The organism is Tunturiibacter gelidiferens (genome assembly GCF_014201335.1).
Classification (GTDB): domain Bacteria; phylum Acidobacteriota; class Terriglobia; order Terriglobales; family Acidobacteriaceae; genus Edaphobacter; species Edaphobacter lichenicola_E.
In genome coordinates this window covers 193,245-214,105 of sequence record NZ_JACHEB010000009.1, presented here as the reverse complement: position 1 = coordinate 214,105, position 20,861 = coordinate 193,245, and the positions used below count along the sequence as shown (strand labels likewise).

The window sequence follows — 20,861 nt, the reverse complement described above, 5'->3', positions numbered from 1 at the left end:
GTGCCTCTTGCGGCACCATCTCGTTTTTTTAGAGCTCAACCCAGGCCTTCACGCTCGGCGTCAAGACCTCCCCGCCATTGGCCGTCACCAAAACCATATCTTCAATGCGCAACCCAAACCGTCCCGGCATATAAACGCCGGGTTCGATTGTAATCACCATTCCCTGCTGTAACACCTGCGTTTGCTTCGCTGCAAGCCTCGGTCCTTCGTGAATCTCCAACCCAACACCGTGCCCGGTAGAATGGCTGAAGTATTTATCCAGCTTCACCCTCCGCAAAACGCTCCGGGCCGCCTCATCCACCTCTCCGGCAGTCACTCCCGGGGCCACAGCGGCGACTGCAGCCTCCTGCGCTTCCAGCACAGAATCATACACGTCTCGTTCATCCGGCGATGCCTTGCCCAGGTGAACAGTACGAGTCATATCGCTGCAATATCCGTCGAGAATAACACCGAAGTCCAATGTCACGAACCCTTGCTTCGGTAGTTTCGCCCGCGTGGCTCGCCCGTGCGGCAAGGCAGATCGCTCTCCACTCGCAACGATCGTATCGAACGACATTCCCTCGGCACCCGCGAGCCTCGCCGCATATTCCAGCGTCGCCGCGACCTCAGTTTCAGTCAGTCCCGCCTCCAGATACGTCAGCATTCCATCAAACAAATCGCACCCGACCAAAGCAGCGGTCCGTATCAGATTTATCTCGTCAGCGTCTTTCACCTCTCGCAGTCCGGCCACAATCGACCCTACCGCCACAAACATTCCCCGCCGCACCTTCGCTGACACTGCCTTCCGCATGGTCTCCAGAGACGCCACCGTCGTATGCGCCGAATCAAACCCACAGCGCTTCATCCCACCGGCCTCCATCCACTCACATGCCGCAATCACCGCTCCCTTCCTAGTAATTACGACCTTAGTTCCAGTTGCCTCTGCACGCGCCTGTATTGTGTATCGCCCGTCGGTAAACAGTGTCGCTCGCCCACCCATCAATACCAGCACCGCGTTCGAGCCTGTAAAGCCGCACAGGTAACGAACATCCGGCAGATGCGTGATCAACATCCCATCGACGCCAACTGCCTTCGCTGCAGCGCTGGCTCTTCTCTTTCTCAAGCTGAAATTCATCACCTTTGATTCTACCCAAGTCTCTGGTCGCCAACCGCCTTTGGCCTATCCCCTCTTCACCCGGTATCATGAAGTATGCCCGGCTCTCAATCCGTTCAGCCGTCGCGCTTTACTCGACGCAACTTTCTCATCGGCTCCGGAACTACTGCCGCAGCTTTGGCCCTTTACTCTGGGGAGATCGCTCGCCACGAAGTGGACATCGTCCACCGACCCATCGCCATCACGAATCTCCCCGCCGCCTTCAACGGCTACCGAATCGTTCAGCTCAGCGACATCCATCTCGACGAGTACACTGAACCCTTCTTCCTCGAGCGGATCATCAGCAAGGTCAACACCCTGAATCCCGACCTCGTGCTCCTTACCGGCGATTTCGTCACTCACGGTTCTATCACCTTCATAGCCGGAAAATACGCTGCGCACCGATGCGCCGAGATTATCGCCACACTCACCGCGCCTCTACGCTTCGGCATCCTCGGCAACCATGACGTAGCCGTCGACGCTCCTATGGTGGTCGAGGCGCTCTCCAGCCGCGGCACACCAGTTCTCGTCAACCGGTACCTTCCCATTGAGCGCAACGGGGATCGTCTCTGGCTCTGCGGCGTCGATGATCCCGGCCAGAGCACTCCCGACCTCGATCTCGCCCTCCCCACGAAACCGGACGGTCCAGTAATCCTCATGGCGCACGAGCCCGACTACGCCGACACCGTCATGGCCCACCCCCGCGGCCACCTCGTTGATCTCATGCTCTCCGGCCACTCCCACGGCGGCCAGATTCGTCTGCCCTTTCTTGGCCCGCTCATCCTACCTCCACTCGGGGAAAAATATCCTGAAGGGCACTACCGCTTCAATCGAATGCAGCTCTACGTCAACCGCGGTATCGGCACCGTGGGGCTCCCTTTGCGCCTCAACTGTCCCCCCGAAATTACGGTCATCACCCTACAATCGGCCTAGCCCTATCGGCCCACCGAATAGTGGCCGCGCAACCTTCGCGGAACGCGCCGGCAATCACTGCCACTCAACTCCCGAAGGCAGTAAAGAAAATCATTACCACTCCCAACCCAAGCAAGACCAGCGCACCCACCAGCCGCCCCACCACGCTGTACCACGGTTTCCTGGCTACCGACCAGAAAAGCTTGATCGCGAACCAGAACGCCGCAACAGCAACGGCTCCAAACAGGACAATGTACCCATTAAGTTGCAGTGCCAGCAGTGTAGTCAACCCGTTTACCGCGCCCGTGCAACCGGTTTTCTCTGCTTGGGCATCACTGCGATCGGAGCAGGCGGCTTTACACCCGACTTCTCATCCATCCACGCATCCAGCAGCGTCTTCTTGAACCGCCATCGGTTCCCCAACTTGAACGCCGGAATGAATCCCTCCGAAGCATATCGGTACAACGTGTCCCCACTGATGCCCAGATACTCCGAGGCCTGCCTGATATCCATGACCTCACGCACCGTTGCCTGTACTGACACAGCCATCACAAGTCTCCGTTCGACCTAAAGCAGTGCAGAATGGATGCCGAGTGTAGAGCAACACCCGGCATCCTCTTTGTACCCCCTTTTGTCGACCGGCACAACAAAAATCGCCTTTCGTTAACTGGAAGCTAACGGCTGTAACCCCTTCATTACCGCGAGTAAGTCCTCCCCGACCGTCCTGTTCTTGGCGATTGCCTCTGCCAGCGGAATATCCGTGATCGTGGTTCCCTTCAGCACCACCAGCCGGCCAAACTTACCCGCATGCACCAGGTCGATCGCCGCAACGCCATACCGCGTAGCCAGCATCCTGTCATAGGCTGAAGGAGTTCCTCCCCGCTGCGTGTGGCCAAGATTCACACTCCGCGTCTCATACCCGGTCCGCTTTTCAATCTCCTCCGCCAACGCCTGACCAATCCCACTCAGACGAGCATGCCCGAACGAATCGACTGCCGTTCCGTGAGTCGCCTGTCCAGACTCCGGAAATTGCGCCCCCTCGGCCGCGACCACAATCGAAAACTTCTTGCCATGTTCACGCCGATACTTCACCAACCGGCAAACCTCTTCGATATCGATCGGCACCTCAGGCACGAGAATCACATCCGCACCCCCGGCGATGCCTGCCGTGATGGCAATCCATCCCGCATCTCGACCCATCACCTCGCACACGATCACCCGGTTATGTGCCTCCGCGGTCGAGTGCAACCGATCCACCGCCTCCGTCGCAATACTCACCGCCGTATCGAACCCGAAACAGACATCTGTCCCGTTCAAATCGTTATCGATGGTCTTCGGCACGCCAACGCACTTCACACCCTTCTCGCTCAACGCGAGACTGATCGACTGTGTATCGTCTCCACCCAGAGCGATCAACGCATCCAGCTTGTGCTTTCCCAATACCTCAACGCACTTCTCAAATCCACCGGGGATCTTCTTCACATTCGTTCTCGAAGACCGCAGAATGGTCCCACCACGATGCAGAATCCCTGACGTTGTCTCGAGCGTGAGCGGCATCGTCACATCATCGAGCACACCACGCCATCCCTCCATAAACCCGACAAACTCGTCCCCATGATGCAAGATCCCTTTACGCACTGCAGCTCGAATCACCGCATTCAACCCAGGACAATCCCCACCACCGGTCAACATTCCAATCCTCATTAATCTCTCCTTTTGACATCAGCGAAATCATACTCTGCTCTCTTCAAATCATCACCTTCGGCATTCAACTGTTCAGTGACGGTGTGGCACCGTCAAGATCGAAGACGAGTTGAAGATCGGCTTTCAATCAAAACGAAATAGCAATGATGCGCGTACGAAGCAAAAGCCTGAGGAGTTCGTTGTGAAGAATCTGTGTCAAGCATCGCAACGTCATCGCCACCAGTCCGACCGCACCTCAACTCCACCCACTACGTCAGTCGGCCGTCCCGGCTCCGGAGCCCACAGTTTAGTCCCTCTTTCGTCGGCCAATTCCACAATCTTTGTAATCGGCTGTCGCCACGCATGCAGGGCCAGGTCGAACAGTCCCCAATGAATCGGCATCATCAACCCTCTACCACCAAGTGCCTCGAACGCCCGCGCGGCGCCATCCGGCCCAAGGTGTATCCCATCCCACAGCGCATCGAACGCTCCGATCTCCAGCATCGTCAAATCAAACGGTCCATAGGTAGCGCCGATCTCCGCAAAACCCTCCCACCAACCCGAGTCTGCCCCAAAGTAAACCGTATGCTTTGGTCCCTTCAACACAAATGCCGACCACAGTGTCTGAAATCGATTGAACAGACTTCTCCCGGAAAAATGCCGAGTAGGCACAGCCGTAATCTCCAACCCGCCGATAGTCAAACTCTCCGTCCAATCTATCTCCGTGATCCGTGCCGCCTCAACGCCAAACTGTTGCAACACCTTGCCCACTCCCAACGAGGTCACCCACTTCGCGCTGCGCATCGACTCGAGCCCCGCAAGCCCTCGAATCGAGGCCTCTCCCAAGTGGTCATAGTGATCGTGCGACACCAGCACCACGTCCACAGGCGGCAGATCCTCCAGTCGCATCGTCGGAGCAAAAAAGCGTTTTGGCCCAGCCCACCGCGTCGGTGATGCCCGCTCGTCCCACATCGGATCGATCAGCAACCGCACCCCATCGATCTCCACCAACAGCGACGAGTGTCCCATCCAGGTCACTCTCAGTCCGCTCTCTGGAGCCTTTGCATAAATCGAAACATCCGTGCTGAAGGGCCCCAACAGCCGTGGCGGCGCCGTCTCTGCCTTATTCGTCAAATAGTGCGGCAGCAGCTTGAAGATCGTACCCAACCCACCGATCACCGTAGGCACTGGATTGGAAAATTTCCGCCCCACCTTACTGGCTCGCCGCAACATCGTCCTATCGCTCGATACTAAAGTCCCCAATTCAAGCCCCTCTCCAAACCCTTAAGGCAAATAATAAAAGGGATTCGGCAGTTTAACGCTAATCTCCGCCCTGGGCTCACCATTCAAGTCACTCCATTGGTCCCCAACATTCATAACAATTCGATACCCCGCATCCACGACCTTCTTCCGCTCCTCGCTCTTATACTCGACCGTTGCCATCGTCTTCTCAGCCCCTTCTCGCAGAGCAAGCCCCTTCCATCCCTTATACCCTGCGGCCTCCAGATTCCTCGCCGTAGCAGCTTTTTGTTCTCCCGGCCGACCCGTAATAAAGAAAACCTCTACTCCCTCTGCCCTAGCCTCATTGAACAGACGCAGCGTCCCTGGTATCGCCATATCCGCCGCTGACGAAACGGCCCACTCATTGAATGGCACAGAGATGAAACCATAATCCTCTCGCTTCATCTCGCAATAGTTCGTCAGCGAAGTCTCGTCAATATCCAGTACCAGCGCCAGCTTCTCGTCTGCCTTCCGGGTAGCAATCAACTGCCTCAGCTCAGCCTCTGCTCTCTTCGCCTGCGCATCCAAATCCGCCCAATAGCATCCACCCGTCCCCACACAGTCAGCGTAGTCCTCCAGCCGGTACCGTGCCACGCCAAAGTTCTCCATCGGCTCCGCCGCCACCACCACGGTCGGATCAGACGCGGCAATCTCAGCCGTAGCCACCGCTGCAGCCACAGTCGGACGTGGCCCCACCCGCGGTCGCAAACTCGCAACTTGTTTCCCCGCCGGAGCCGCACACGCTGGCGGCCCCACCTGCGCGAGACAAACCTCACATGCCAACGCCGCCACACACAACACTCGCAAAACCTTCACGCTCAACAAGCCCAGATCACACTTTCGATGCAGTTGCCTCATCCGCATAGAAGTCTCCGATCTCCTTCGCATACTTCTTCTCCACTACCCGGCGCTTAAGCTTTAAGCTCGGCGTAAGCGTCCCTTCCTCCACACTCCACTCCTCCGGAACGAGACTCATTCGCTTCATGCTCTCAAAGTTCGCAAGCCCCATGTTCACCTTATCTACGATGTCCTGATAGGCCCTCACCACCTTCGCATCCTTTACTAGAGCCGCGTGGTCTCCCGCAGCAATCCCCTGCCCCTTTGCCCATCCTTCAAGTGCAGCAAAGTTCGGAGAGATCAACACACATGCAAACTTGTGTTTATCACCCACCAGAGCTGCATGAGCCACCAGAACATTCGCCTTTAGCTTATTTTCAATCGGCTGCGGAGCAATCAACTTTCCTCCACTGGTCTTCAGCAGCTCCTTCTTGCGATCCGTAATCGACAGATACCCGTCCTTATCGATATTCCCTATATCCCCGGTCTTGAACCACCCATCCGCAGTGAAGACCTCAGCGGTCTCCTTCTCTTTCTTCCAGTACCCGAGGAACACCGAAGGCCCCTTCACCTCAAGCTCCCCATCCTCAGCAAATCTGCACTGCACATTCCCTAGCGCCTTGCCAACGGTCCCGATCCGATGAGCCTCCGGATAGTTCACCGCGATCACCGGCGAAGTCTCCGTCAACCCATACCCCTCAAAGATCCGAATCCCCACATCCGCAAACCACCCCGCTGAATCCATCCCTAGCGGCGCGCCTCCCGAGATAAACACCTCCGCTCGCCCGCCGAACGCCTCGCGAATCTTCGAATACACCAGCTTGTTCGCAATCTTCCAACCAGGCGAACTCGGCGTCTTGCCCACCAGTATCTCTGCCCGATGCTTCTTCCCGACACCCAGCGCCCAGCGGAGAATCTTCAGCTTCGCCGGCGACGCCGCCGACTTCCCCTCCACCGCCTGACGAATCTTTTCATACACGCGCGGCACCGCCAGAAATACTGTCGGCCTCACCACCTTCATTGCCGCCGCCAACTGATCAAACTTCGCGCAATAAGCCAGCCTCACCCCATAACACAGCAGCGCGTAGTCCGTGTGCCGTGCTGTCACATGCGACAGTGGCAAAAATGAGATGCAGCTATCCTTCTCCGAAAATCCCATCTTCCCCGTCGAGAAGTTCACATTGCTTGTCAGGTTCCCATGCGTCAGCATCACGCCCTTCGGCTCACCCGTCGTGCCCGACGTGTAGATAATCGTTGCCAGATCCTCCGGCTTCACTGTCTTGAGCATCCCATCAAACCCAACATCCTTCTGCTGCCTTGCCTTCGCACCGCCCATCAACGCGCCGAAACTCTCTGCATTCGCAAACTCGCCCGCATCCATCACCACCACATGCTCAAGCTCCGGCACGTCCCCCGCAGCCGCCAGCTTGTCATACTGCTCCCGCGACGACAGCACCGCCACCTTCGCCCCGGAGTCCCGCAACATATACCCAATCTGCTCCGGCGTCAGCGTCGGATAAAGCGGCACATCCACCGCTCCAATCGCCATCGTCGCGAAGTCCGTTACCGGCCATTCCCACCGGTTCTCCGAGAGAATCGCTACTCGATCGCCCTTCCCCACTCCCCATCCGCGAAACACATCCGCCAGTGCCCGCACCCGACCATAAAGCTCATCAGAACTAATCGGCTTCCAAGTCCCATCCGCCTCCTGCCCCATCATTACTGCCGTACTTCCACGCCCCGTAGCCCGATCCAGAACATCACTCAAAGTCACAAAATCAAACATCGTCTCTCCCTAAATCCGACCCGCAGTCGCTGCTGCTTGCTTTCATAATGTCCATGAGTCGCACAATCGAACGGACTGTTCGCTGTCTTCTCCCCACAAATCATCTCGCCTGAATCCCACTCAGCAGCACATCCATCACTTGGGCAGCCGTCGCCTTCGAATCATAAACCCGCCCGGTAAACACCGCTGAGCTCAGCAACTCGTCAATTGCTCCGAACATGCAGTGCGCCACCACGCCATCGGAGACATCGCGGCGAAAGATTCCCTCCTGCTGCCCCCTCCGCACAACCTCGCGCACCACCTGGATGTATTTCACCAGATGATGATGAGAAAACTCCGCGATAAACTTCGCGCTCTGTCGCACCTCGGTCTGCATCAACACAGCCATGCTGCGATTCACCGCATGGCTCTCAAGATGAACCTGTGCGATATATTCCAACTGTTCACGCGGACCATGCAGAGTCTTGAACTCCTCCTCCACCTGCCGGTGAAATTTATCGAAGGTCGAATCGATCGCCGTCCGCAGCACATCATCTTTACTTTTGAAGTAGAGATAGATCGTTCCGTCCGCCACCCCGGCCCGCTTCGCAATCGCACTCACTGGCGAGCTGAAATAACCATGCTCCGCGATAACCTCCACCGCTGCATCCAGAATGCGTTGGTACTTTTCGCTTCCAGGCCCCGTTGCGGGCGCATCTGCCTTAATAGACTCAGGCCTCGTCTTCTTCGCTAATCGTTTCAGTCCAAGCCTCAAACCGGAAATCTCCGGTGCCGCCACTCTAATGAATCAAAGCGACTTTGCCAAGAATGAATTGCGGTTCATTCTTGGTCAATGAATCTTTATGCAATTCCTGTTTGTCTATCCGGCGCCCATGAGCAAAACAGCATATCTGCCCACGTCAGTGCCAGAAACACGCCATCTTTGAGTCGCTATGACCATCGATGGGCGCGCAGGCTTACGCCTGCGGTCGCGGAGTCAATCGAACAAACCGTGCTGACTTATTCGCCCAGTCAGCCAGCATCGCCTGTCCAAGCCCGCTGCCCGACTCCTTTACGTGCTCCTCAATCAAAGCCTTCAGACTCGCCTGCGAATCATCGTCGATAGAGGTAAATGACTCGGCCTCAATAAATTCAGGATGATACCTCAGCCCCGACACGAAGGATCCGTCTGCGTCCAGAACCCACGCAAGACCGCCTGTCATCCCAGCGCCAAAGTTCATCCCAACACGGCCGAGAATCGCAACGACTCCACCCGTCATGTACTCGCATCCATGGTCTCCAACGCCTTCAACCACAGCAACTGCACCGGAGTTCCGAACCGCGAACCGCTCTCCAGCCCGACCTGCCGCAAACAGCTTTCCAGCGGTCGCGCCATACAAAGCCACGTTACCGAGAATAACGTGCCTTCCGCTATCCTTCGCCGCAAGCCCGCGCGCTTTGATCACAAGCTCGCCACCCGACAATCCCTTCCCGACGAAATCGTTCGCCTGTCCATCGAGCACCAGCTTCATCCCATCCACCGTGAACGCGCCAAACGACTGCCCAGCCGTTCCGGTCAGATTGAACGTGACATCCGCAACAAGCTCACCCTGCGCACGACGAAGCGCAAGCTCTCCCGCGAGCCGCGAACCAACGGCCCGGTCACAGTTGGCGATCTTCGAATCAACAACAAACGCCTTCCCCGCATCGATCGCCGCCATCGCAGGCGCAATCCAAGCCTCATCGAGCGGCGGCCCCGACATCGGCTGATTATTCCGCACGCCCATAAACCGGCTCGGCCCATCCGAGATTCTCGCCAACATAGGCTGCAGATCCAGATTCCCATCGAACCTGACCTGCTCCAACAAATCGGACCGTCCAATAGCCGCCTCAATCGAAGGCAATCCGTACCGAGCTAGCAAATGCTGCAGATCCGCCGAAAGCTGTTCGAAGAACCGCACCACATGCTCCGGTTTGCCGCGGAACTTCGCACGCAACTCCGGCTTCTGCGTGGCGATTCCCGTAGGACAAGTGTTCAGGTGACACTGGCGTGCCATGTCGCAGCCAAGCACCACCAACACCGCCGTCCCAAACGCATACTCATCCGCGCCCAGGAGCGCCGCGATCAAGATGTCACGTGCGGTAGCAAGTCCACCATCGGTTCGCAACCTCACACGACCGCGCATTCCATTCTGCATCAGAACCTGCTGCGCCTCGGCGAGTCCAAGCTCCCACGGATTCCCGGCATACTTGATACTCGACAGCGCGGCCGCCCCCGTCCCACCAGTGTTTCCTGCGATCACAATGTAATCCGCATACGCCTTTGCCACACCGGCAGCCACGGTGCCGACGCCGCAACCAGACACCAGCTTGACCCCAATCGCAGCCCGCGGATTTACTCGCTTCAGGTCGTAGATCAACTGCGCCAAGTCCTCAATCGAGTAAATATCGTGATGCGGAGGCGGCGAGATCAACGACACCCCAGGCTGCGCATGCCGCAAGCGAGCAATTAGCCCGCTTACCTTATGCCCCGGCAACTGTCCACCCTCGCCAGGCTTTGCGCCCTGTGCCACCTTGATTTCGATCTCCTCAGCATGCGCCAGGTACTCCGCCGTCACGCCAAACCTTCCCGACGCAATCTGCTTGATCTTGTTATTCAACGACACATGCACCGCAGGCGCTTCAACCGCAGCCTCCGCGACAGCAACACCTCCGCCAGACCGAGCCGCAAGGCTCAATCCCCCATCCGAATCAACCTTGTCTGCGCCCGCAGGATGCAGCCGATACACTGCCGAGTCCTCGCCGCCCTCCCCAGTATTCGACCGGCCACCCAACATATTCATCGCAGCCGTAATCGTCTGATGAGCCTCCGGGCTCAGCGATCCCAACGACATCGCACTCGCCACAAATCGCTTGCACAGATTAGCCGGCGTCTCCACGTCATTCAATGCGAGTTCAGGTCCTGCCGGACGAATCTCCAGCAGATCCCGCAACACAGCGGGATCACGCGCAATGACGTCCCGCGTATAGATCGCAAACGCACCCGCAGGATCGGTAGGCTGTGGCACATTTCGCGCACTCCCCACGACGGACTGCAGCGCCTTCACCGTCGGCGGCTGCCACGCATGCGGCTCCGAAACATCCGCCTTCCGGAATCGAACCCATCCATAATCCGGCAAATCCGTCGAAGCTGAAGCAGTAGCCTCACTCGGCGTCCAAGTCTGTCGCAACTGCCGTTCTACCTCGGCGAATCCAATCCCCGAAAGCGGAGCCGGCGTCCCAAAGAAACATCGCGCCACCACACTCGAGTGCAGGCCAAGAATGTCGAACAGATGCGCCCCCCGATAGCTATCCACCACCGAAATCCCCATCTTCGACATCACCTTCGCCAGACCCGCATCAAGCGACTTCATCATCTTCCGCTCAGCATCTGCCGGATCAGTACCAGCAGGCGCCAAACTCATTCCGGTTTCGAGAGCGAGCCACGGGCACACTGCTCCCGCTCCATATCCAATCAACACCGCAGCGTGATGAATATCTCTGCAATCTCCCGCCTCCACAGCCAGCCCCGCAAGCGTCCTCAGTCCAGCAGACACGAGTGCCTGATGCACCGCTCCTGTAGCCATCGCCATCGGAATTGGCAGCTTCTCGGCACTCGCACTCCGATCAGAAAGCAACAGAATCCGCGCTCCCTCGCGCACCAGCTTGATCGCCTGCATGCAGACATCATCGAGCCCCTGCGTCAGCGTCTTCTCGACACCAAATACCGCTTGTAACTCAGCCAGCTTCAGCTCCGGCCTATGCGGATAGTCACCCTTCCGCAATGCTTCCACATGCCCCAACGAAAGAAACGGAGAAGGCAGCGATAGTCCAGGCAACGGCGCATTCTTATCCAGCATGTGAGGCCACGGTCCAAGCCGCGTATGCAGCGACACAACACACGCCTCGCGCAGCGGATCGATCGCCGGATTCGTCACCTGCGCAAACCGTTGTCGAAAGTACGCGTAAACAGGCCGCGGAGACCGCGCAAGAAAAGCCAGCGGTGTATCGTCGCCCATCGACCAGACAGCGTCCTTCCCTTCAACCGCCATCGGCTGCAGGATCATCTTCACATCTTCCCGTGTGTAACCAAATCCCCTCTGTGCCGCGTTCAAAGCAGCCGAATCAACAGCCGGCGCTCCCACTGCCACGAGCGGCGTATCCTCAACCAGCTTCGCGTACGTCGCCCCCGCATCAAACAGCTGCAGCAGCTCCTCATCCTCGTAAACTTTGTGGTTCTCTAAATCAACCACCAGCATCTGCCCCGGCCCCAGCCGCCCGCTATGGGTCACCTCCTCCGGATCGAGATCCACCAATCCCGCCTCCGACCCTGCAACCACAAGCCCTTTGCTCGTAATCGCAAATCGACAAGGCCGCAGTCCATTCCGATCCAACGCCGCACCGACAACACGTCCATCGCTGAACGCAAGCGCAGCCGGACCATCCCACGGCTCTGCGCAATCCGTGTGGTATCGCAGGAACGAAGATTCATGATGGCCATCAGTCGCAGGCGGCAGCAGCATGCGAATCGCCTCAGCCAGCGTCCTCCCGTTCTGCGACAGCAACTCCACGGCCTCATCCAGACTCGTCGAGTCCGTCCCATCCTTCGTCAAAACCGGCTTACACTCTACCGGCAGGGTTGAATCGCGAGCGTCCATCCTCGCGCGGTTTCCCCACACCGTATTGATCTCACCGTTATGCCCCAGCTTCCGTCCTGGCTGCGCGCGATGCCAGGTAGGCAGCGTGTTCGTCGCATACCGCTGATGAAACACCGCGAACGGCGTAACGTAATCCTCCGAAGCCAGGTCCGGGTAAAAATCACGCAGGAAACTCCCCGTACACATTGCCTTATAAACAATCGTCTGCGCCGACAACGAGCACACGTACCCCGTCACATCTCCCCGTTCGTGCGCCCTCTCAAACTGCTTCCGCGCAAGATACAGCCGTCGCTCCATCGTCTCGGGCTCTGCTTCCGCCGAGTCGACAATCAACACCTGCCGAATCTTCGGCATCGTCTCCAACGCCATCCGTCCCAGAAACTCCGTATTCACCGGAACATCGCGCCAACACAAAATCTCAAAATCATGCGACAGCAGACAACGCTGAAGAACATCCTCAGCACGGGTCTCCTCCACGGGGATCAAAAGCATCCCCACACCCAGCAGTTGAGTGTCTCCGATTGAAAGACTCGCAGCTTTCACTAGCAGCGACCGCGGAATCGCAGTCATCACGCCAACACCATCGCTGCTCTTGCCATCAGCAGCCGTCGCCCCACGATGGGCCAGCCGGCTCAGCGCCGTCAGCGCTTGCTTCAAAATCAAGTGCGAAGGCGAAGCATCGACCGAGGCAACAAAACCCACACCACACGAATCATGGTCAAAACGCTCGTCAATCAGCGACGGCGAAATTGCCAAAGACACACCCGCATCTCGGCGAGTTGGGTTCAAACGAACTGCCAGGGACCGTTCCATGCTTCACTATACGTCGCACCCGGCACAAAAGAGCCGGCTGCAACCCTTCCTTTTTTTGTAAAGCTTCCATCAATCGAATATATTGAGGAAATGCGTGTGTATAAATATACACAATAAATGTATATTTATACAGACTGACTTCATCTATCTAAATTGAGCCGTCGTTGACGACTTAAATACAAGAAGGCGAGTACAACAAATTCATGAAACAACAGCGTCACGCAGCAATTCGAGATCTCCTGGTGAAGACCGCGGTCACCAGCCAGGACGAGTTGCGCCGAAAATTAGCCGGGCGCGGTTTTCATGTCACTCAGGCAACATTATCGCGCGATATTCACGAATTGCGATTAAATAAAGGACCAACCGGCTACTCTCTTCCCGGCGGCAACGGCTCCGACGAAGACGCGCTGCCGGGAATTCGCGAAGTCCTCGAAAGCTTCGGCCTCGAGGTCCGTCAGGCAATCAACCTCCTCGTCCTCGTTACGACCACCGGAAGCGCCCAACCCATCGCTGCCGGCATCGACTACGAGGACTGGCCCGAAGTCGTAGGAACCATCGCCGGCGACGACACGGTCCTCATCATCTGTCCGGACGAAAAACAAGCAAGTCTCTTGAAGACACGAATCGAAGGCTATCTTGGCTAACACCGTAACGACGAACGTACTTGAACAAATCGCCTCACGCACCACCGCGCCCAGAACGGCAATCGCCGGTATCTCCGGCTACGCGGGCGGCGAACTTGCGCGCCTGCTCCTGCATCATCCCAGGTTCCGCGAAACAGCACCCACATTTCTCGGACGCGCCGGAGAATCCGACACCAACGCCACGCTCCACCTCGAAGACATCCACCCGCAACTCGCCCTCGCAGGCAGCCAGACTCACGAGATCGTCCCCTTCACCTGGGAGCGCATCGTCGACACCGGAATCGAGATCTTGTTCCTCGCCACTCCCCACGAGCAGTCCCGTGAGTGGGTTCCGGAAGCCATCGAGCGGGGCATCAAGGTCATCGATCTCAGCGGCGCATGGCGGCTCCAACATGCGGCAAACCGACAGGTCTACAAGCTCAAAGACGCCAACGCCGAGCACGCTGCCCTCCTCCAGTCCCAAGCCGTCTACGGCTGCCCCGAACTGCATCGCGACGAGATCAAAACCGCACGCCTCGTAGCCAACCCCGGCTGCTACGGCACCTCGATCATCCTCGCCCTGGCTCCCCTCATTCAAGCCGGCCTCGTTGACCTCGACCACGGCATTATCTGCGACGCCAAGTCCGGAGTCAGTGGCGCAGGCAAAGCACCGACGCCCAAAACCCACTTCATGTACGCCGCTGACAACCTCTCCACCTACGCGGTCTTCGGCCACCGCCACACCGGCGAGCTGCTCGAGCAGCTTCACATCACCTCGGACCAGATTCAGTTCACTCCGCATCTACTGCCCATACCACGCGGAATTCTGTCCACCATCTACCTTCGGCTGAAGAATAAAATTGAACCGGCAGCTATCACCGAAGTGCTCCATAATTTTTATCAACACAGTCCGCTGGTCCGGCTGCGCTCCACGCCGCACCTGCCGGAGATACAACACATCGTACGCACTAACTTCTGCGATCTCGGCTTCGCACTCGCTCCCGACGGAAGGCGCCTGATCATGGTCTCCTGCCTCGACAATCTGTTGAAGGGAGCCTCCGGCCAGGCAGTACAAAATCTCAACCTGATGTGCGGATGGAACGAAGAGGAGGGCTTGCTGTGAGATTCGTCGTCAAACTAGGCGGTGCCGCTCTTGAGGACAAGAAGATCCTCCACGCCTGCGGCAAAGCCATCGCCGACCTGGTCGCCGATGGCAATCAGGTAGCCGTCGTCCACGGTGGTGGCGTGCAACTCACGCGTACCCTGGCCCTCATGGGCAAGAAGAGCGAGTTTATCTCGGGCCTGCGAATCACCGACGCCGAAACCCGCGATGCCGCGCTCATGGTCCTCGCTGGCCGAGTCAACAAATCCCTCGTCGCCTCCATCGGCTCTCACGGGCAATCGGCAGTCGGCCTCTCCGGCGGCGACGGTCACGTCTTCCGTGCTCGCAAGAAAAAAACCAACCCTGACCTCGGCTTCGTAGGCGAGATCGCCGCCATGGATCCCAAGTGGCTCGAGGCCATCTGGACCATGGGCGCAGTTCCCGTCATCTCCTCCATCGCCCTCGGCTTCGACGGTGAGTACTACAACATCAACGCCGACGAGATGGCCGCAGCCTGCGCCATCGGCACCAAGGCCGACACCCTCGTCTTCCTCACCGACGTTCCCGGCGTCAAAGGCGCCGATGGCAATGTAATGCGTTGGCTCACACTCGCTCAGATCCCCGCCATGGAGCAAGCGCAGGTCGTCTCCGGCGGCATGCTTCCCAAACTGAACGCCTGCCGGGAAGCTCTTACTCACGGCGTCAAACGCGTAAGAATTCTTCCCGCGGAAGCGGCATCTCTATTACCCGACCTCGTCTCAACGCGGGTCAACGACGGAACGGAGGTCATGGTCGCATGAACGCAACACCTAACTTGCAATCCATTCAGGCAGCCGAAAAGAAGCTGCTTCTCAACACCTACGAGCGCAACCCCATCCTCTTCGTCAGCGGACAGGGCGTCCACCTGCGCGACGAAAACGGAAACGACTACCTCGATCTCCTCAGCGGTATCGGCGTCTCCGGACTCGGCTACGCACACCCCGCGGTCGAAGAAGCCATCGCGAAACAATCGAAGCGCCTCATCCACACCTCCAATCTCTTCTTCCACGAACACACAGCCGAACTAGCCCTCCGCCTCACGGAAATCTCCGGCCTCGACCGCGTCTTCTTCACCAACAGCGGCACCGAAGCCTGGGAGGCAGCCCTCAAGCTCTCACGCGCCAACGCCGGCCGCCTCCGCGCTCAAGGCCGCACCATCGGTACAAAGTTCCTCGCTCTTCACCACAGCTTCCACGGCCGCACCATGGGCTCCGTTGCCACAACCGCGAAGGAAAAATACCGCGAGCCCTTCATGCCCGTCATGCCCGGCGTCGACTTCGTCAACGACGTAGCCGACCTCCGCTCAAAATTCTCATCTGAAGTCTGCGCCATCTGCATCGAACCGATCCAAGGCGAAGGCGGCATCCACCCTATCTCTGAAGAATTTTTCCGCGAAGCCCGAGCCCTCTGCGACTCCACCGGCGCACTCCTTATCGCCGACGAGATCCAATCCGGCATGGGCCGCACCGGCAAATGGTTTGCCTACCAGCACTACGACATCCTCCCCGACGTCACCACCCTCGCCAAGCCCATCGCCAACGGCATCCCCATGGGCGCCATGCTCTGTACCAACGCAGCCGCCGAATCCATCACCCCCGGCATGCATGGCACCACGTTCGGCGGTAACCCACTCGCCTGCGCCGTAGCCATCGCCGTCATCGACACCATCAAGCGCGACAACATCCTCGCCCACACCAACGAGACGGGCGCGTACTTCCACGATCAACTCACTCAACTCGCCAAACGCCACGACTGCGTCACCGAAGTCCGCGGCAAAGGCCTCATGCTCGGCATCGAAATCAACTCCGCCGACCTCGCCCAACGCATTGCCGCCCAGATGATGGAGCGCCGCATCATCATCAACCGCACCAGCGAGACAGTCCTTCGCCTGCTCCCGCCCTTCCTTCTCGAGCGTCAACACGTCGACACCGCAATCAAAGCCTTCGACGAAGTCTTCACCGCAGCACTCGCCGGCGCAGCACCGGCAGGAGGCAAAGCCAATGGGTAGCAAAACGGTCACCATGAACTCGAAGTCCGAAGCCGAAGACTTCCACCCAGCACGCTCACGCGCCACCCTCGGCATCCAGTCCGACACCGCCTTCAGCGAAGCCTCCAAACGCCTCAGCGGCCGCGACCTCTGCTCCATCGCCGACCTCACCGTCGAGGAGATGGCCGCCCTCATGGAGCTCGCCCACGCCGTCAAAGCCAACCCCGAAGACTTCCGTCACGCCCTCGACGCGCGCCAGATGGTCATGTTCTTCGAGAAGGCCTCCCTCCGCACCCGCCTCACCTTCGAGACCGCCATCAACACCCTCGGCGGCAACGCCATCTTCGTCGACCAGACCCAATCACCGCTCGGAGAGCGCGAATCCCTCTCCGACATGGCCCACAACATCGAGCGCTGGATGGCCATCATGGTCCTCCGCACCTACGCCCACGACACCATCACCGAGATCGCCGCCTGCTCCAAGATCCCCGTCATCAACGCCCTCTCCGATCTCGAGCACCCCTGCCAGGCCATCGCCGACTTCTTCACCCTCGAAGAGCGCTTCGGCTCCGCGGAGGGCCTCCACTTCACCTACGTCGGCGACGGCAACAACGTCTGCCACTCCCTCATGCTCACCGCCGCGCAACTCGGCTCCCACTGCACCGTAGCCACGCCTAAGGGCTTCGCCCCCAAGCTCGAAATCATCCACAAAGCCATCGAGATCGCCGAAACCACCGGCGGCAGCATCACCCTCATGCACGACCCCGTCAAAGCCGTCACCGGAGCCGACGCCGTCTACACCGACGTCTGCACCTCCATGGGCTTCGAGCACGAGGCAACCAAACGCGCCCCCATCTTCAAGCCCTACCAGGTCAACGAAGGCCTCATGGCCCACGCGCAAGCCGACGCCGTCTTCATGCACTGCCTCCCCGCCCACCGCAACGCCGAAGTCACCGACGCCGTCCTCGACGGCCCCCAATCCCTCGTCTTCGACCAAGCCGAAAACCGCATGCACGCCCAAAAAGCCATCCTGCTCATGCTCCTCGGCGGAGCCAAGCGCACCACCAACAGCCGCAACCGCGGAACCCAACCCCGGAAGAGAAGTTAACTGGAATTGTCAGCCTTAGCTAAAAATACATTTCTGCAAGCGATGAGCACGGCATATTCCAAGATGAGGATCGGATACCACGCAGGTTTGAATACACGGGCGCGATATGCAATCCACCAAAAGCACATGGAGTGCACGACAAATAGCAATCCGGCAAGCGACCAAAACAGCGGCTTTTTCCACCAACGCCGACTGCTTTCAACGAAGAATCCGAAAAGTGGAAGCGTGAAGAATGCAAACCCAGTTCCGTTCATAAAGGTTCTTCGGTCGACTCCAAGCTCGATCACAACTACAAGCAAAGCGATGATAGCTCCGCTAATCAGCACATAAAGAAACAGGTCTTTCGCGCGGCTTTTTCGATTCACCCGACGGCCCCTCATTCGTGAGCAATATTTTCTAAGCTGAGTTTACTTCCAGTCCACCGCGTTATAGAGGTCCTAAATTAATGTCCGTAATTCTCGAAACTCTCCCCCTAGGCCAAAAAGTAGGCATAGCCTTCTCCGGCGGCCTCGACACCAGCGCCGCGCTCCACTGGATGAAGCAGAAGGGCGCCCTCCCCTACGCCTACACCGCCAACCTCGGCCAGCCCGACGAAGCCGACTACGACGAGATCCCCCGCAAAGCCCTCGAGTACGGCGCCGAAAAAGCCCGCCTCATCGACTGCCGCGCCCCCCTCGTCCGCGAAGGCATCGCCGCCCTCCAATCCGGAGCCTTCCACATCACCACCGCCGGCGTCACGTACTTCAACACCACCCCCATCGGCCGGGCTGTAACTGGGACAATGTTAGTGACGGCGATGAAGGAAGACGACGTCAACATCTGGGGCGACGGCTCCACGTTCAAAGGCAACGACATCGAGCGCTTCTACCGCTACGGCCTCCTCGTCAACCCCGACCTCAAGGTCTACAAGCCCTGGCTCGACCCCACCTTCATCGACGAGCTAGGCGGCCGCGCCGAGATGTCCGCCTTCATGACCAAGGCCGGCTTCGGCTACAAGATGTCCGCCGAAAAAGCCTACTCCACCGACTCCAACATCCTCGGCGCAACCCACGAAGCCAAGGACCTCGAACTCCTCACCACCAGTATGAAGATCGTCGCCCCCATCATGGGCTCCGCCTTCTGGCGCGACGACGTCGCCATCAAACCCGAAGAGATCACCATACGCTTCGAAGAAGGCTTCCCCGTAGCCCTCAATGGCAAAGAGCTCTCCGACCCCGTAGCCCTAATGCTCGAAGCCAACAGGATCGGCGGCCGCCACGGCCTCGGCATGAGCGACCAGATCGAAAACCGCATCATCGAAGCCAAGAGCCGCGGCATCTACGAGTCACCCGGCCTCGCTCTCCTCTTCATCGCCTACGAGCGCCTCATCACCGGCATCCACAACGAGGACACCATCGAGCAGTACCGCGAAAGCGGCCGCAAACTAGGCCGTCTCCTCTACCAGGGCCGCTGGTTCGACCCCCAGGCCATCATGCTCCGCGAAGCCGCCCAGCGCTGGGTCGCCAAACCTGTAACCGGAGAGGTTACAATCGAACTCCGTCGCGGCAACGACTACTCCATCCTCAACACCACCTCCCCCAACCTCACCTTCCACCCCGAGCGCCTCACCATGGAAAAGGGCGAATCCACGTTCTCTCCCCGCGATCGCATCGGCCAACTCACCATGCGCAACCTCGACATCACCGACACCCGCGCCAAGCTAATCACCTACGCCCAATCCGGCCTAATCACCCTAAGCAAAGGCTCCGAAATGCCCCAACTCACTACCACTGTGAAACCGAAGGAATAGCCACCACCCTTTCACCCAGCCTTTGTATTTTTGTTGTCATTCCCGAAGGGAATCTGCGTTTCGCTAGTCAAGCCACCCCCTTTACCGGAAAGCCACAATGCCAGGACGCGAATATCAATTCTGGGTCTACATTCTCTCCAACCGCTCCCACATTCTCTACATCGGAGTCACAAATAGTCTGCGCAAACGAGTCTCCGAGCATCGCAAGCAAACGCCAGACAGCTTTACCGCTCGCTACAAAATCACGCGGCTCGTCTACTTCGAGCGCTACCAATACATCAACAGTGCTATCGCTCGCGAAAAGGAGCTTAAACACTGGACACGGGCACAAAAGATCGCGTTGATTGAATCGATGAATCCAACTTGGGAAGAGTTGATGCCTGACGAACTCATACCAGCACAGACACCCGCAGAAGCAGATTCCCTTCGTGAATGACAAAGCAAGAGAGACATCGGTTGCCCCCTTTGTTGTCATTCCCGAAGGGAATCTGCGTTTGCATTTGCCGTTGCTTCTTCTCCTTCACAGCGGCACAATCCGTTAAGGGCACGGCTTCTGCCGTGCCGCAACCGCCACCAAATGTTCCCGGGCTTTAGCCCCTGGGGGTATGCTTCGCAGAATGTCCATTGGCTCGAAGGCACAATCGGCGAAAGGAGAGACCGAATGAACAACCAACTATCTAGAGTCTGTCTGGTTCTTCTCGCCTGTTTCAGCTTATTCCAAACTGTATCTGCTGAAACCATTCGCATTCGAGTCCTCAACGTCCACAACGGCAGGCCCGTCGCTCACGAAAAGGTAAGTCTCTACATTCGAGGTGAGAAAGGTGCTTTGGATTACATCACCGACATCGACGGCGCGTTCACTGTCGACCTTAATCCATCTACGGCATTACTGCCGTCCACAGAGTGGTGGATAACCTGTAGGACGGTAAACCCTACTGCACCGCATCTTTTTTCTGTCGATTTGATTCACAATGAAGGCGCAACTGATGAAAACACCTGCGGCAAGGCAAAGAGCGAAGTTATTCGTGGAACTCTGACGAGAGTTGCGCGAAAAGCCTCGCTCTTCGAAAACATGGCTCGATAATGCAACAGC

General features: G+C 58.1%; 19 protein-coding genes. 9 read left to right on the top strand and 10 right to left on the bottom strand.

The window, feature by feature from the left end; genetic code table 11:
* Positions 1-28: 28 nt before the first annotated feature.
* Positions 29-1,102 (bottom strand): M24 family metallopeptidase, encoded by a 1,074-nt coding sequence (locus tag HDF14_RS18390; RefSeq protein WP_260698375.1) that lies wholly within the window; start codon positions 1,100-1,102, stop codon positions 29-31.
* Between the two features lie 87 nt (positions 1,103-1,189).
* Between HDF14_RS18390 and HDF14_RS18385 the strand changes: the two genes are divergently transcribed.
* Positions 1,190-2,065 (top strand): metallophosphoesterase, encoded by an 876-nt coding sequence (locus tag HDF14_RS18385; RefSeq protein ID WP_183979523.1) that lies wholly within the window; start codon positions 1,190-1,192, stop codon positions 2,063-2,065.
* A gap of 64 nt (positions 2,066-2,129) precedes the next feature.
* Here the strand turns inward: HDF14_RS18385 and HDF14_RS18380 are convergent, their stop codons facing one another.
* The 8 genes from HDF14_RS18380 to HDF14_RS18345 all read right to left on the bottom strand — a co-directional run bounded on the left by HDF14_RS18380 (position 2,130) and on the right by HDF14_RS18345 (position 13,120).
* Positions 2,130-2,333 (bottom strand): hypothetical protein, encoded by a 204-nt coding sequence (locus HDF14_RS18380; protein ID WP_183979521.1) that lies wholly within the window; start codon positions 2,331-2,333, stop codon positions 2,130-2,132.
* A 5-nt stretch (positions 2,334-2,338) separates the two neighbouring features.
* A complete protein-coding gene (locus tag HDF14_RS18375; RefSeq protein WP_183979519.1) occupies positions 2,339-2,593 on the bottom strand; it encodes a helix-turn-helix domain-containing protein in 255 nt (84 codons plus the stop codon).
* 114 nt (positions 2,594-2,707) lie between these two features.
* Positions 2,708-3,748, bottom strand: a complete 1,041-nt coding sequence (locus HDF14_RS18370; protein ID WP_183979517.1) for a 6-phosphofructokinase — start codon at positions 3,746-3,748, stop codon at positions 2,708-2,710.
* Between the two features lie 210 nt (positions 3,749-3,958).
* On the bottom strand, positions 3,959-4,990 hold the full coding sequence (locus tag HDF14_RS18365; RefSeq protein ID WP_260698374.1) for an MBL fold metallo-hydrolase: 1,032 nt from the start codon (positions 4,988-4,990) through the stop codon (positions 3,959-3,961).
* A gap of 21 nt (positions 4,991-5,011) precedes the next feature.
* Positions 5,012-5,872, bottom strand: coding sequence for an HAD family acid phosphatase (locus HDF14_RS18360; RefSeq protein WP_260698373.1), 861 nt, complete (start codon positions 5,870-5,872; stop codon positions 5,012-5,014).
* Positions 5,841-7,631: an AMP-dependent synthetase/ligase gene (locus HDF14_RS18355; RefSeq protein WP_183979515.1), complete on the bottom strand. Its 1,791-nt coding sequence runs from the start codon at positions 7,629-7,631 to the stop codon at positions 5,841-5,843. Before HDF14_RS18355 ends, HDF14_RS18360 begins: the two co-directional genes overlap by 32 nt.
* A 100-nt stretch (positions 7,632-7,731) precedes the next feature.
* Positions 7,732-8,385 (bottom strand): TetR/AcrR family transcriptional regulator, encoded by a 654-nt coding sequence (locus HDF14_RS18350; protein ID WP_183979513.1) that lies wholly within the window; start codon positions 8,383-8,385, stop codon positions 7,732-7,734.
* Between the two features lie 202 nt (positions 8,386-8,587).
* Positions 8,588-13,120 (bottom strand): glutamate synthase-related protein, encoded by a 4,533-nt coding sequence (locus HDF14_RS18345; RefSeq protein WP_183979511.1) that lies wholly within the window; start codon positions 13,118-13,120, stop codon positions 8,588-8,590.
* 203 nt (positions 13,121-13,323) lie between these two features.
* On the opposite strand from HDF14_RS18345, the gene HDF14_RS18340 reads away from it, so the two are divergent.
* The 5 genes from HDF14_RS18340 to argF are packed head-to-tail and all read left to right on the top strand — an operon-like array spanning position 13,324 to position 17,979.
* Positions 13,324-13,764, top strand: coding sequence for an arginine repressor (locus HDF14_RS18340; RefSeq protein WP_183979509.1), 441 nt, complete (start codon positions 13,324-13,326; stop codon positions 13,762-13,764).
* The gene (gene argC, locus HDF14_RS18335) at positions 13,757-14,866 is read left to right on the top strand and encodes an N-acetyl-gamma-glutamyl-phosphate reductase (protein WP_183979507.1); all 1,110 of its coding nucleotides are present in this window, start codon (positions 13,757-13,759) and stop codon (positions 14,864-14,866) included. Before HDF14_RS18340 ends, argC begins: the two co-directional genes overlap by 8 nt.
* On the top strand, positions 14,863-15,645 hold the full coding sequence (argB, locus tag HDF14_RS18330) for an acetylglutamate kinase (protein ID WP_183979505.1): 783 nt from the start codon (positions 14,863-14,865) through the stop codon (positions 15,643-15,645). Before argC ends, argB begins: the two co-directional genes overlap by 4 nt.
* Positions 15,642-16,892: an aspartate aminotransferase family protein gene (locus tag HDF14_RS18325; RefSeq protein WP_183979503.1), complete on the top strand. Its 1,251-nt coding sequence runs from the start codon at positions 15,642-15,644 to the stop codon at positions 16,890-16,892. Before argB ends, HDF14_RS18325 begins: the two co-directional genes overlap by 4 nt.
* Positions 16,885-17,979 (top strand): ornithine carbamoyltransferase, encoded by a 1,095-nt coding sequence (argF, locus tag HDF14_RS18320; protein WP_183979502.1) that lies wholly within the window; start codon positions 16,885-16,887, stop codon positions 17,977-17,979. The genes HDF14_RS18325 and argF overlap by 8 nt, the downstream gene beginning before the upstream one ends.
* Here the strand turns inward: argF and HDF14_RS18315 are convergent.
* A complete protein-coding gene (locus HDF14_RS18315) occupies positions 17,976-18,344 on the bottom strand; it encodes a hypothetical protein (RefSeq protein WP_183979500.1) in 369 nt (122 codons plus the stop codon). The genes argF and HDF14_RS18315 overlap by 4 nt on opposite strands.
* An 80-nt stretch (positions 18,345-18,424) precedes the next feature.
* Between HDF14_RS18315 and argG the strand changes: the two genes are divergently transcribed.
* From argG to HDF14_RS18300, 3 genes are all read left to right on the top strand, one after another.
* Positions 18,425-19,768, top strand: a complete 1,344-nt coding sequence (gene argG, locus HDF14_RS18310; protein ID WP_183979498.1) for an argininosuccinate synthase — start codon at positions 18,425-18,427, stop codon at positions 19,766-19,768.
* 97 nt (positions 19,769-19,865) lie between these two features.
* On the top strand, positions 19,866-20,204 hold the full coding sequence (locus HDF14_RS18305) for a GIY-YIG nuclease family protein (RefSeq protein ID WP_183979496.1): 339 nt from the start codon (positions 19,866-19,868) through the stop codon (positions 20,202-20,204).
* Positions 20,205-20,429: 225 nt separating this feature from the next.
* On the top strand, positions 20,430-20,852 hold the full coding sequence (locus HDF14_RS18300) for a hypothetical protein (RefSeq protein WP_183979494.1): 423 nt from the start codon (positions 20,430-20,432) through the stop codon (positions 20,850-20,852).
* Positions 20,853-20,861: the final 9 nt, after the last annotated feature.

Bases quoted from the DNA above. Each gene is read 5' to 3' on its own strand.
- HDF14_RS18385 (WP_183979523.1), top strand. From the start codon at position 1,190: ATGCCCGGCTCTCAATCCGTTCAGCCGTCGCGCTTTACTCGACGCAAC.
- HDF14_RS18375 (WP_183979519.1), bottom strand. From the start codon at position 2,593: ATGGCTGTGTCAGTACAGGCAACGGTGCGTGAGGTCATGGATATCAGG.
- HDF14_RS18370 (WP_183979517.1), bottom strand. From the start codon at position 3,748: ATGAGGATTGGAATGTTGACCGGTGGTGGGGATTGTCCTGGGTTGAAT.
- HDF14_RS18360 (WP_260698373.1), bottom strand. From the start codon at position 5,872: ATGCGGATGAGGCAACTGCATCGAAAGTGTGATCTGGGCTTGTTGAGC.
- HDF14_RS18355 (WP_183979515.1), bottom strand. From the start codon at position 7,631: ATGTTTGATTTTGTGACTTTGAGTGATGTTCTGGATCGGGCTACGGGG.
- HDF14_RS18345 (WP_183979511.1), bottom strand. From the start codon at position 13,120: ATGGAACGGTCCCTGGCAGTTCGTTTGAACCCAACTCGCCGAGATGCG.
- HDF14_RS18340 (WP_183979509.1), top strand. From the start codon at position 13,324: ATGAAACAACAGCGTCACGCAGCAATTCGAGATCTCCTGGTGAAGACC.
- HDF14_RS18325 (WP_183979503.1), top strand. From the start codon at position 15,642: ATGAACGCAACACCTAACTTGCAATCCATTCAGGCAGCCGAAAAGAAG.
- argF (WP_183979502.1), top strand. From the start codon at position 16,885: ATGGGTAGCAAAACGGTCACCATGAACTCGAAGTCCGAAGCCGAAGAC.
- argG (WP_183979498.1), top strand. From the start codon at position 18,425: ATGTCCGTAATTCTCGAAACTCTCCCCCTAGGCCAAAAAGTAGGCATA.
- HDF14_RS18305 (WP_183979496.1), top strand. From the start codon at position 19,866: ATGCCAGGACGCGAATATCAATTCTGGGTCTACATTCTCTCCAACCGC.
- HDF14_RS18300 (WP_183979494.1), top strand. From the start codon at position 20,430: ATGAACAACCAACTATCTAGAGTCTGTCTGGTTCTTCTCGCCTGTTTC.